The following is a 12,955-nucleotide window of genomic DNA, read 5'->3' on the forward strand; positions in this document are numbered from 1 at the left end:
TATGGAACACGAGAAGAAGCACCCCGGCGGACATCCCGGCGGTATACCGCTGAAGCACCCCGCAGGCATCCCTAAAACCGGGAAGATGCCCGAATGGGTGAAGAAGATGCTGGCCGAAGGTGACAAGAGCTCCATGTCTGGACGCCGCGGCTACCGTCCCGGCGCCGGCCCGGCCGCCCAGGCCTACGAGGAGCGCACGGGCATCAAGGCGCCCAAGATTGTGGCATGGGAAATCACCCGCAGCTGCAACCTGGCCTGCGCCCATTGCCGCGCGGCGGCCCACTGCACCCCGTATCCCGGCGAGCTGTCGCTGGACGAGTGCAAGGCCGTCATGGACGACATCGCCTCGATCACCGACCCGATCCTCATCCTGACGGGCGGCGAGCCCCTCATGCGCAAGGACATCTGGGAGATCATCGACTACGCCCATGAGAAGGGCCTGCACCCGGTCATCGGCACCAACGGCACGCTGATCGACGACGAGACCGCAAAAAAGATCGCCGAACACGGCATCCCGCGCGTGTCGGTGTCCATCGACTTTCCCGACGCTGAGGGCCAGGACGCCTTCCGCGGCGAGAAGGGTGCCTTCGAAGGCACCGTCGAAGGCATCAAGAACCTGCAGAAGCACGGCGTGGGGGTGCAGATCAACACCACCATCACCAAGATGAACAACCTGCTGGTGGACGACATCCACGACCTGGCACAGGAGCTGGGCGCGGTGGCGTTCCACCCGTTCTTGCTGGTGCCCACGGGCCGCGGCGAGGACCTTATCGACGTTGAACTGACGCCCGACGAGTACGAAGAGGTTCTGACCTGGGCCTATAACCGCCACAAGACCTCGCCCATGCATTTCAAGCCAACGGACTCGCCCCAGTACTACCGCATCATGCGCCAGCAGGCGGCCCTGGACGGCATCAAGGTGACCCCCGAGACGCACGGCATGGAGGCCATGACCCGCGGCTGCTTGGGCGGCATCAGCTTCGTCTTCATCAGTCATGTGGGCGACGTGCAGCCCTGCGGCTACTTCGACATGCAGCTGGGCAACGTGAAGGAAACCCCGTTCTCGGAGATCTGGACCAATTCGCCGGTCTTCGATGACCTGCGTCATTACGACCGCCTCAAGGGCAAGTGCGGCGCCTGCGAATACAAGAGCGTGTGCGGCGGATGCCGTGCCCGCGCGCTGTCGCTGTACGGCGACTACCTGGAGGAAGAGCCCTATTGCGCCTACGTGCCCCGGAAGTTCGCCGAGGACCGCGTCATGGATATCATCCAGACCGGGTTCCCGGTGTGCGAAAACCCGTATGCATCCATGGCGGAGCGTCTCGGCTTCCACGAGGAGGACGTGCGCGGGGCCGTGGAGCGCCTGTACAAGAAGGGGACGATCCGCCGCATCGGCGCCAGCTTCGCCGCGGCCAAGCTGGGTTACGTCTCCAGTCTGTGCGCCATGCGCGTGCCCGAGGGCCGCGTGGACGAGGTTGCTGCTGTCGTGAGCGAATATCCCCAGGTCACCCACAATTACCTGAGGAATTCCGAATACAACCTGTGGTTCACGGTCATCGCCCGCGACCTGCAGGTCAAGCGCGACATCCTGGCTGCGATCGAGTCCGCCTGCGGCCTGCCCGTGCTGGACATGCCCGCCAGCAAGACCTACAAGATTCGCGTGGATTTGAAGAAGGGCGCGGGCTCCAGCTACAAGAAGCCCCGCTCGCTTAAGGCCGCTCAGGACGAGGCGGCCCGTCCCTCCGCGGATGTGGCGCCGACCTACGAGCCGGGCCCGGCTTTCGATCCGTGCGACCCCTTCGACGTGGAGCTCGTGCGCTGGTCGCAGGGCGACATCGCCCGAGTCGGCGGCAAGCTGGTTGACGCCCCGTATGCCGAGGGTGCCCGGCAGCTGAGCGAGGCGCTGGGCCGCGAGGTGACGGAAGCGCAGGTCATCAAGCGTTTAGGCGAGTTTGCCGGCAACGGCGAGGCCCGGCGTGTGGGTGCCATCGTGCGCCACCGCAAGATGGGTTTCTCCGTCAACGGCATGACGGTCTGGAACGTTCCCGACGAACAGGCCGACGCCGCTGGCGCGGTGCTTGCCGCAAGCCCGCATGTGTCGCATTGCTATGCTCGTCCGCGGACGGGCGGCTGGAACGCCAATCTGTATGGTATGGTGCATGCGCAAAGCGACGAGGAGATGGCCGCCTTCGCGGCGGAGCTCGCTGCGGCGCTTACGGACGCCGGCGTGGACTTCGAAGGTCCGCAGGTGCTGGTGTCCACCAAGGAGTTCAAAAAGACGTCGATGAAATACTTCGACGAGGCCGAATAGGAGAGTGTCATGACTTTCGACCGCCAGACTTCCACCCGTGATTTCGCGCACGCGCGCACCGTCATCCCCGGCGGGGTGAATTCGCCTGTGCGCGCCTTCGGCAAGGTGGGGTGCGACCCCGTGTTCTACGACCACGCCAAAGGAAGCCGCGTGTGGGACGTCGACGGCAACGAGTACGTCGATTTCATCTGCTCCTGGGGTCCGATGATCTTCGGCCACGGAGACGAGGACGTGCTGGGCGCCGTTCGCGCACAGCTCGATCGCGGCGTGTCCTACGGCGCGCCCTGTGAAGCCGAGATCGCCCTGGCCGACAAGATCTGCGAGATCGTACCCGGGGTTGAGCAGGTGCGCATGGTGTCGTCGGGCACCGAGGCCACCATGACGGCCATCCGTCTGGCCCGCGGCTACACCGGCCGCGACAAGTTCATCAAGTTCGAAGGCAACTACCACGGCCACAGCGACTCGCTTTTGGTGAGCGCCGGCAGTGGCGTGGCCACGCTGGGCATTCCCGATACGCCGGGCGTGACCGCCAAGACCGCCAGCGACACCATCGTGGCGCCCTACAACGACGTTGACGCGGTGCGTGCCCTGTTCGAGGCCGAGCCCGAGACCATCGCGGCCGTCATCGTGGAGCCCGTGGCGGGCAACATGGGCGTGGTAGCGCCCGAGCCGGGTTTTCTCGAGGGCCTGCGCGAACTGTGCACCCAATACGGCGCGCTGCTGATATTCGACGAGGTCATCACGGGATTCCGTGTGGCTTTGGGCGGCGCCCAGGAGAAGTTCGGCATTACCGCAGACATCTGCACCTTCGGCAAGATCATCGGCGGTGGGTTCCCGGTAGGATGCGTCGGCGGGTCGGCCAAGGTGATGGAGGCTTTGGCGCCCACGGGCCCTGTGTATCAGGCGGGCACGCTGTCCGGCAATCCTGTCGCCATGGTTGCGGGGCTGGCCCAGCTTACCAAGCTGCAGACCCCGGGCGTGTATGAGGATCTGGAGGCCAAGGGCTCGCTTTTGGCTCAGCTGCTGCGTGAGGCCGCAGCTGACGCCGGCGTGACCGCCTGCGTGAACCAGTTCGGCAGCGTCGCCACCCTGTTCTTCACCCAAGGACCCGTGCGCAACTGGACCGACGCCGCGAAATGCGACACCGATGCCTTCGCCCGTTACTTCAAGGGCATGCTGGAGGAGGGCTACCTCATTGCTCCGAGCCAGTTCGAGGCCCTGTTCGTGAGTGCGGCCCACACCGAGGACGACATCCGCGCCTTCGCCGCCGCAGCACGTCGCACCCTCATGACCCTGTAACCCGATTGGGGCAAAGGGGACAGCCCCCTTTGCCCCACTGTGTCAGTAGGGACGTTTCCTTTTGACACATTTTTGTGTCAAAAGGGACAGATCAACAAGTGAACCACCTGGGGTTTTGGCAGTCATTCCGTTAAAGACATCCAAGGCATCTGACGCTTCCATCACTGCGGCAGGAGCAGGCCGATGTGCAAAAGATGGCTGTCGACTCTGGCACAATCGCGCGCCATCGGGGCAACCCGCCAGGCCGCCGAGGCATCCATGCTGCCTTCAGCGTCGGGAATGCTGATGCTCTGCGGTTTGCGTTGGCGAATCAGTCGATTTTTGCATCAGGTTTGAAGTTGTGCATTCCCCTCGGCTCCGAAGGCTGTTTGGCAACGGCAAAAGCCCAGGTCGGATTTCTCGACGGAGCCTGTTTTTCAGCAATCCGCGCGAAACTGAATGCACAACTCCAATTCTCGTGCAAAAATCGGGCAAATCTCCAACCGAGAAGTTGTCCGGAGTAACCAGGGCGACGCCCCTGATATAGGAGACGCGTCCAAAACGACCCAATACCAAATCAGAGACCCCGATGAGGTAGGATTGTCGAGTTTTCTATATCGTCCAACCCTCGTAGGGGGGTCTAAAAGGGTATTTCCAAGGCTGATATCTCAGGTTTTGTCCGTCGAGCGGCTTTCCGGGCGGTCAAATAGCGGTCGCCAATATAGAAAACTCGCTTATCCTACCTCAAGGGGGCTCCAGATTTGGTAGCAGCGCATCAAGCCGCTGCAGAACAGGATGGAACGGCTGATCGCGATGCCGCGCACCGAAAGCGGCGATCCCGTTGCCGTGCCCGGCCCCGTTGCCGCCCCCGACCGCGATGCCGCGCACCGAAAGCGGCGATCCCGTTGCCGTGCCCGGCCCCGTTGCCGCTCCCGGCCGTCCGAAGCGGCGGCCCTGTTGGCCCCGTTGCCGTGCCCGGCTTCATTGCCGCGCGCTAACCACCGCATCGGCGGGCAACCGCCCGCACCTGCCGCATCGTTTGGAAATACCGTGGGCGCATGTCGCATATCATGTGGATTTGTACAACGTGCCGAATTCGCACTGCACTCGGCTCGCTCATTCTCGTATACTACTTCGGCCCCCTTCGTCTAGCGGCCAAGGACGCCGGCCTCTCACGTCGGTAACGGAGATTCGAATCCTCCAGGGGGCACCACGAATGTTTCAAATGTGTTTCATTCGCCGATTATGAGTGTGTTTCGGCTTGCGCCTGGCTTATATTATGTAGGCTTATGCGCATTGGAATGAACGATGGCAGCGCATTGGTAAGGAGGCATGCATGAGCGAGATCATGGTGTTTGTCGGGCGGCGGATGCTTGCAAATTGTCTCGACCTTGAACCTGGCCGTGCGTACAAAGTCTCCGCGTTGGATCGCAAGTTCGGCAGGGAGGGCTTCTGGATTGAAGTCACCGACGACATGGAAACGTGCCGTTTGCCGTACAAGTCTGCCGATGAGTTCACCCAGAACTGGCGTCCCTACGAAGGACGCTAAACGTCGCTGTTGCCGCGTTTGGCTGGAACCGTCATGTATTGTCGAATGGGGTTGGAAAGCCCCATTTTTCATTGGTATTCTGTTTTGGACGGAACTCGGGGCCGGGCCCCGAGGTGTAGGGAAGAGAAGAGGAGCTGGTCGGAGGTGCATCGATTCGGTCGGGTGCTTGTCGTCGCGAACCCAGCGGCGCAAAACGGCGTCGGTGCCCGGCGCATTGCCTCGCTCCGTCAGGCCGAAAACGCCCTTCCCGAAACCGTTGAATCCCTGCAGGTGGTTGCCACCGAGCACGCTGGCCACGCCAGGGAGCTGGGCGCCGGCTCTGCCGACTTCGACACGCTCATCGCCCTGGGCGGCGACGGCGTGATCCACGAGGTGCTCAACGGCGTTATGACCTTGCCTGAGCAGGCCAGGCCCGTCTTCGGTATCTTGCCCTGCGGCAACGGAAACGACCTTGCCCGCACACTGCGCATCCCCTTCGACCAGGCCGGCTCGCTTGCCGCGCTCAGTCGCGCCCGCGTCGTACCCTACGACATCGGCAACGTCAACGGGGAGTGGTTCATCGAGACGCTGTCCTTCGGCTTCGACGCGGCCATCGCCATCGGCACCCATACGCGCCGCATGCGCACGGGCCACACGGGCACCCGCCTTTACCTTGAGGAAGGTGCCGAACAGCTGCTGCGCAAGCTGCGCCCCTATACATATACTGCCAGCGTCGACGGGGGAGAGCCTCGGCGCGGCGGCATGCTCATGTTTGCCGTGCAGAACGGGCCCACCTACGGCGGCGGCTGGCGCATATGCCCTGATGCGGATCCCACCGACGGCCGCTTCGACATCTGCCGGGCCGTGCCGCCTCTGGCGAACCTTCATGCGGCGGCGCTGTTCCTGCGTGCCAAAAGCGGGGGACACGTGAACTCGCCCCACGTGCGGATGGAACGCGCAACCGCTCTGGACATCGCCTTCGACGAGGCCCCCGCGGCCCAGGCCGACGGCGAAAAGATCGAGGGCAGCACGTTCCATGTGACCATGCATCCCGGCGCGCTTCGCGTCCTGGCGGGCGAGGGGGTGGCGTTCTAATATGTTCACCTTCGTCTTCATTCTGGCGCTTGCCGTAGCCGTGCTGGCCTCGGCCATCATCGCGCAGGTCGTCCGCGGCGTTTCTATGCCGCTCATCCAGATCGCCATCGGCGCAGCTCTTGCATTGGTGGGTTTGACCAGCATGAACTTCACCGTTAACTCCGAACTGTTCCTGGTGCTGTTCATCGCGCCGCTTTTGTACTTGGAGGCGCAAAACGTCGACAAGGTGGCACTGTGGACCAACCGCGTCACCGTAACGTCGCTGGCCATCGGGTTGGTGCTGGTGGTCGTGCTCATGGTCGGCTTCTCGCTGCATTTCCTGGAACCGTCCATCCCTCTGTCGGCGGCGTTCGCTTTGGGCGCAGCACTTGGCCCCACCGATGCTGTGGCCGTCACGTCGCTGGGCAAGAGCGCCACGCTGCGCAACGACCAGCGCATCCTGCTGTCGGGCGAGTGCCTGATCAACGACGCGTCCGGTGTCGTGTCCTTCCAGTTTGCCACGGCGGCCCTGGTCACGGGCACATTCAGCCTGATTGACGCCACCACTACGTTCTTCGTCAGCTTCTTCGGCGGCATTATCCTGGGCCTGCTGCTGCAGGTGCTGTTCTCCTACGTGAACGCCCGCGTGCGCGACTTCGGCCTGGAAGACACCATGTTCCACGTCATGTACGCGGTAATCACGCCCTTCGCCATCTTCCTGATCGCCGAGGAGCTCGGCGTGTCGGGCATTCTGGCAGTCGTGGCGGCGGGCCTGATCCATTCGTTCCTGGACCGCCGCATGAGTCCCGAAGACGCACGTCAGAAGATTATTTCCAGCAGCGTGTGGCAGGTGCTGTCCTTCTCGCTCAACGGCATCGTCTTCGTGTTGCTGGGCATGCAGCTTCCCAACGCCATGTCCGACACGCTGCTCGAATCCACCCAGATGACCGACGTGCGCCTGGCCGCCACTGCGGTGTTTTTGGCGCTGCTCACGGTGGTCGTTCGCATGTTCTGGTTCGTGGGAATCGACCTGGTGGGCAAGCGCCGCCGCGCGCGCAACCGGGAGGATGCGGAGCAGAGGCTTTCCAAATGGAGGAAGAACCGCCCGCGCCCGCACCGCGCCAAGCGGCCCGTCGGGCCCAGTTCCACGGGCACCATCGAGCTGTCCGGCCGCATCATGAAGGTGAGCTCGCGCCCGTCGGCCGACCCGCAGCAGCCCGCCCCTGAAACGCCGGAGGCAACATGGGCCGACAAGACGCACGCGCTGCAGACGCTCGATGCGGAGCCGACCGGTGCCGCGACCATGCCCATGGCAGCCACGTCCACGCCCGAAGAGCTGGACGACCGTCGTGCGAAGCGCGCCGAGTGGCTCAACATCTTCCGCGAGGCGCTGGCCATGTCGCTCGCCGGCCCCAAGGGCGCCATTTCGTTGTCGATCATGTTCACCATGCCGTACTTTGCGCACGACGTGTATTTCCAGCAGCGCGAACTGCTCATCTTCATCGCATCCATCATCATCGTGATCACGTTGCTGCTGGCCAACTTCGTACTGCCGCTGCTGCTGCCGAAGGCCGAGGTGGAACCCACCATGTCCGACGACGAGGCCAGCGTGGACGTGCTGCGCGCCGTGGTGGAGGACCTCACGGGCATCCAAACCAAGGGCAACCGCCGCGCGGTGCAGGCCGTAATCCACCAGTACAACGACCGCATCGACCGGTTCAAGCAGCAGTCCGACGTGCTTGAAACCGGCGACGACACCGAGCTGCGGCTGAAGGTGTACACCTGGCAGGAAGAATACGTGGTGGCCGCGATGGCCTACGACGGCTTCCCTAAGGTTGCGGGCTACACGCTGCTGCGCCGCATCGGCCGTGCGAGAACCCTGATTAGCCACGACCGCGGCATCCGGAAGCTGGTGCTTGCCATCCGCCAGAACGCATCGTTCGCCGTGCATGCGGTCAAGCGCATCATTCAGGACCGCGAGCCGTTCCAGAACGCGTTCGAGGACGAGCGCCTGGTGCGCGAGCTGCAGATCGAGGCGATGCAGGCTTCCATCGAGAAGCTGCGCGAGCTGCTGTCCGACGACGAGGTTCCATCCGAGCACGCCGCCAGGCTGATTGTCGAGCTGCAGCGCAACGTGCGACGTCTGCGCCGTATCGATCGCGACTCGGTCAGCGTCGCCGACGCCTACCAGGTGGTGGATAAGATTACGGAAATCCGCAAGCAGGGCCTGCGCTTCGAGCTTGAGCACATCCAGTCCATGTATGAGGAAGAGCGCATCACCCGCGCCACCGCCATGCGCATGCGCCAGAACGTCCATCTGATGGAAATCGACCTGGAAGACCGCGTCTAACCCGTAGGACAAAGGGGACAGTTGTCCCATTGTGTCAGTAGGGACGTTTCCTTTTGGCACATTTTTGTGTCAGTAGGGACAGATCCGCGGCGGGACACAGGGCTCCGCCCCCAATGTCCCGCGCTATCGACAACCTCCGGAGGCGCCTGGGGTTGGCGTCTTAGGCGATCCGAAAAATCGTCCGCACCCCGCTCCGCCCCCAATGTCCCGTGGACAGATCCGCGGCGGGACAAAGGGCTGCGTCCCCAATGTCCCGTGGGTCAAAAGTGCCTGTCCCCATTGTCCCAAACGTGAAAATGCGTCGAGCGGACGCACCCATTGCGCCGCATCAGCAGGGCAAATGACTGGCAGGTTACGGATTTCGAACATCTATATGGCGTTTTCTGTGGGCATACTAGGTGTATGCGAACATTTTTGTTATCATGTCACGTTGCGTGAAAGCGCAGATGTTTGTCTTACGTTCGCGGGCGTGGCGGAATTGGCAGACGCGCCAGATTTAGGTTCTGGTGGGGTAACTCGTGAAGGTTCAAGTCCTTTCGCCCGCACCACGTAAGCCAACAAGCATCAAGTAATATAGGTACGATCATCCGCTGGTGTCGGATGAACCCGGCACTGTAAGTGCGAGATTGTAGATGGAGGAACAGTTGAATACTCAGGTTGAGACCCTCGAATCCGGTCAGGAGAAAGCGACCATCACCATCGAGGCCAAGGAAATCAAGAGCCGTATCGCGAAGAAGTACAAGGACTACGGCAACAAGTACGTCTTCCCTGGTTTCCGCAAGGGTCATGTGCCCCGTCCTGTGATTGAGGCCCAGGTCGGCAAGGAGCAGGCGCTCATGGACGTCACCGAGGACATCTACGAGGACGTGCTGCCCATCGCCATGGACGAAGCCGACGTCTATCCCATCGCCCAGGTCAAGCTCGAGGATCAGACCGCTCTGGTCGCCGAGGGCGAGGACTTCGTCTTCTCCGTCATCTACGACGCCAAGCCCGTCGTTGAGCTGAACAGCTACGATCCGGTCGAAATCGAGGCTCCCTTCGAAGAGGCCACCGAGAAGGAAATCGACGAGCAGGTCGAGGTTGCCCGTAACAACTACGCCAAGTTCGAGCCCACCGATGACGAAGACGCCGTCATCGTCGCCGAGGGTGCAGCCAAGCTGAACCTGACCGTGACCGACGCCGAAGGCAACGCCATCGAGGAGCTCGCCGCCAACGATTCCCACTATGAGCTGGGTCTGAACACCTATCCCAAGGCCTTCGACGATGCCCTGGTGGGTAAGAAGAAGGGCGACACCATCACCGTTGAAATCAACGTTGCCGAGGACAAGTGCGGCGTGTCCGACCTGCTTGAGGACAAGACCGAAACCGCAACCTTCACGGCCGAGGTCGTCGCTGTGGAAACCCTGGTGGCTCCTGAAGTCACCGACGAGTGGGTCAGCGAAACCTCCGGCGGCAAGCTCGCCGACGTGGCTGCTCTGCGTCAGCAGTTCTTCGAGCAGATCACCGAGGAGAAGGCCCCGATGGTCGCCACCATCATGGAGAACAACGCGGCCCTGGAGCTCAGCAAGCGCTTCGAAATCGAGCTGCCCGAAGCCATGATCAACGACGCCATGGCCGAGTACCAGCAGCGCCTCATCGGCCAGCAGCTGGCCAACATGGGCATCCCTCAGCAGTACGCCCAGAAGCTCATCGACGAGAATCCGGATCTGGCAAACCAGATGCTGATGCAGTACCTGCAGCAGGCCAACATCTCCCCGGAGCAATTCCCGGAGCACCTGCGCATGCAGGCCATCGACGACGTCAAGGGCAACCTGGCTCTGGACGCCATCGCGCGCCACAAGGGCATCACCGTCACCAACGACGACGTGATGGAAGAGTTCGTCAACTCCGGCGTCGAGGATCCCAAGAAGGCTTTCAAGTCCTGGAAGGACGCCGGCCGTCTGCATGAGATCCGCGAGGGCATCCTGCGCGGCGAGGCCATGAAGGCCGTCCTGGAAGAGGCCGTTGTGACCCGCTTCGACCTGGTCGAGCGCACCGAGGAGAATCGTGCCAAGGCTGCCGCCGAGGCCACTGCCGCCGCAGTGGAAGAGGCCGCCGAGGAAGCTGCCGAAGAGGCCGCAGAAGTCGAGATGACGGAAGAATCCCTGAACAAGCTGAAGGTCGCCGAGCTCAAGGAGATCGCCTCCGGCAAGGGTCTGGCAACCTCCGGTCTGAAGAAGGCCGAGCTCATCGAAGCCATCCTTGACGCCGAGACGCCCATGGGCGCTCATGCCAAGCAGGCTGAGGATGCTGAATAGCACCTGGCGTTTCGCGTAACGCCTATGGCTCAAACGGCTTTCGAACAGGGCTCCACCGAGCAATAATCTTCCATTGGCTCGCATCCGCACAGGGGCGAGCCATGGTTGTATCTAAGGAAAGGATAGTTAGTATGGACTTTAAGACCAATTACACCATCCCGTATGTTATCGAGCAGTCGCCGCGCGGCGAGCGCACGTATGACATCTACAGCCGCTTGCTGAACGACCGCATCATCTTTTTGGGCGATGCCATCGACGACAACGTGGCAAACCTTGTGGTCGCGCAGCTGCTCCACCTGGAGAGCTCCGACCCCGAGAAGGACATTTCGCTGTACATCAACTCTCCGGGAGGAAGCGTGTCCGCAGGCATGGCCATCTACGACGCCATGCAGTTCATCCGCTGCGACGTGTCCACCGTCTGCATCGGCATGGCCGCATCCATGGCTTCGGTTCTGACCGCCGCCGGCACCCCCGGCAAGCGCTTCATCACGCCGAATTCCCAGATCATGATCCATCAGCCCATGGGCGGCGCCGAGTCCCGCACCCAGCAGACCGATTTCGAGATCGCTGCAACCGAGATGCGCAAGACCCGCGAACGCCTCGAAGGCATTCTGGCTGCGCACACCGGCCAGACCATCGAGACCATTCATGCCGACTCCGAGCGCGACCACTGGCTGACCGCCGAGGAGGCCAAGGCATACGGCCTGGTGGACGAAATCATCACCTCCCGTGGAACCAACGCTTCGAAGTAAACGAGGAGAACCGTTCCGATGAAACACGACGACACAACGTCCAACGACACTGTGGCGCGCTGCTCGTTCTGCGGAAAGACCGCCGATCAGGTCCTTGGCCTCATCCAAGGGCCTGACCAGGTGTGCATCTGCAACGAGTGCGTGGAGATGTCCTCGGAGATCCTTATGAGCCGCGGGTATTTCTCCAACAACCGCCAGCCCGTGGGTTACGAGGAGATCGACGACATGTACGACTCCGAAACGCCCACCGCCGAAGAGGTGCTGGACACCCTGCCGCGTCCGCACGAGATCTTCGACCTGCTCAGCGAGCACGTCGTGGGCCAGGACGCCGCCAAGCGCGCGCTGGCCGTGGCCGTGTACAACCACTACAAGCGCATCAGCCTGGGGCAGTCCCATGAGGAAGACGACGTGGAGCTGGCCAAAAGTAACGTGTTGCTGCTGGGCCCGACTGGTTCGGGCAAAACGCTGCTGGCCCAGACGCTGGCCCGCGCGCTGCAGGTTCCCTTCGCCATCGCCGACGCCACCACGCTGACCGAAGCCGGCTACGTGGGCGAGGACGTGGAGAACATCCTGCTCAAGCTGATCACCGCTGCCGATTTCGACATCGAGCGCGCCCAGATCGGCATCGTCTACATCGACGAGATCGACAAGATCGCCCGCAAGGCCGAGAACCTGTCCATCACCCGCGACGTGTCGGGCGAGGGCGTGCAGCAGGCCCTGCTCAAGATTGTGGAAGGCACCGAGGCTGCTGTGCCGCCCCAGGGCGGACGCAAGCACCCGCAGCAGGAGCTCATCCATATCGACACCACGAACATCCTGTTCATCCTGGGCGGCGCGTTCGTGGGCCTGGCCGACATCGTGGGCCAGCGCGTGGGCAAGACGGGCATCGGCTTCACCTCGGAGCTTCCCGAAAGCAAGAAGCACGAAGAGGCCGAGCTGCTCCGCAAGGTGCTGCCCGAGGACCTGAACAAGTTCGGCATGATTCCCGAGTTCGTGGGCCGCATCCCTGTGGTGTGCTCGCTGGATGAGCTGACCGAAGACGACCTGGTCCGCATCCTTACCGAACCGAAGAACGCCCTGGTCAAACAGTACAAGCGCATGTTCGCCTTCGAGGATTCCGAGCTGGTGTTCACCGACGAGGCCCTGCGCGCCATCGCGCACGAGGCGGTGGACCACGGCACCGGCGCCCGAGGCCTGCGTTCCATCTGCGAGCGCGTGCTGCAGGACATCATGTTCGACCTGCCCGAGCAGGAAGGCGCGTCCACGGTCGTCATCAACGCATCCGATATTGAAGGCACGACGAAACCCGCCATCGCCTATGCGGCCGACGCGGTTTCCTCCGAGGAAGAATAGGAGTCGCCAACC

General features: G+C 62.6%; 8 protein-coding genes and 2 tRNA genes. All 10 read left to right on the top strand.

The genetic code is table 11. The features are described from left to right. The first annotated feature begins 1 nt into the window (after position 1). The 10 genes from ahbD to clpX all read left to right on the top strand — a co-directional run bounded on the left by ahbD (position 2) and on the right by clpX (position 12,943). Positions 2-2,311 (top strand): heme b synthase, encoded by a 2,310-nt coding sequence (gene ahbD / locus SHEL_RS14835; RefSeq protein WP_012798302.1) that lies wholly within the window; start codon positions 2-4, stop codon positions 2,309-2,311. Between the two features lie 9 nt (positions 2,312-2,320). Then, a complete protein-coding gene (hemL, locus tag SHEL_RS05720; RefSeq protein WP_012798303.1) occupies positions 2,321-3,610 on the top strand; it encodes a glutamate-1-semialdehyde 2,1-aminomutase in 1,290 nt (429 codons plus the stop codon). A 1,116-nt stretch (positions 3,611-4,726) separates the two neighbouring features. Next, a tRNA-Glu gene (locus tag SHEL_RS05725) sits at positions 4,727-4,802 on the top strand. 123 nt (positions 4,803-4,925) lie between these two features. After that, entirely contained in the window at positions 4,926-5,138 is a 213-nt protein-coding gene (locus SHEL_RS05730) for a hypothetical protein (RefSeq protein ID WP_012798304.1), read from the top strand. Positions 5,139-5,282: 144 nt separating this feature from the next. Beyond that, entirely contained in the window at positions 5,283-6,212 is a 930-nt protein-coding gene (locus SHEL_RS05735; RefSeq protein ID WP_012798305.1) for a diacylglycerol/lipid kinase family protein, read from the top strand. 1 nt (position 6,213) lies between these two features. Further along, positions 6,214-8,541, top strand: coding sequence for a cation:proton antiporter (locus SHEL_RS15445; protein ID WP_012798306.1), 2,328 nt, complete (start codon positions 6,214-6,216; stop codon positions 8,539-8,541). 463 nt (positions 8,542-9,004) lie between these two features. Continuing rightward, positions 9,005-9,089, top strand: a tRNA-Leu gene (locus SHEL_RS05745). A 96-nt stretch (positions 9,090-9,185) separates the two neighbouring features. Beyond that, positions 9,186-10,838: a trigger factor gene (gene tig, locus SHEL_RS05750; RefSeq protein ID WP_050749535.1), complete on the top strand. Its 1,653-nt coding sequence runs from the start codon at positions 9,186-9,188 to the stop codon at positions 10,836-10,838. A gap of 131 nt (positions 10,839-10,969) precedes the next feature. Further along, positions 10,970-11,590 (top strand): ATP-dependent Clp protease proteolytic subunit, encoded by a 621-nt coding sequence (locus SHEL_RS05755; RefSeq protein WP_012798308.1) that lies wholly within the window; start codon positions 10,970-10,972, stop codon positions 11,588-11,590. Between the two features lie 18 nt (positions 11,591-11,608). Then, positions 11,609-12,943: an ATP-dependent Clp protease ATP-binding subunit ClpX gene (gene clpX / locus SHEL_RS05760; protein WP_012798309.1), complete on the top strand. Its 1,335-nt coding sequence runs from the start codon at positions 11,609-11,611 to the stop codon at positions 12,941-12,943. Positions 12,944-12,955 lie beyond the last annotated feature (12 nt).

It is taken from the genome of Slackia heliotrinireducens DSM 20476 (assembly GCF_000023885.1).
Lineage (GTDB): Bacteria > Actinomycetota > Coriobacteriia > Coriobacteriales > Eggerthellaceae > Slackia > Slackia heliotrinireducens.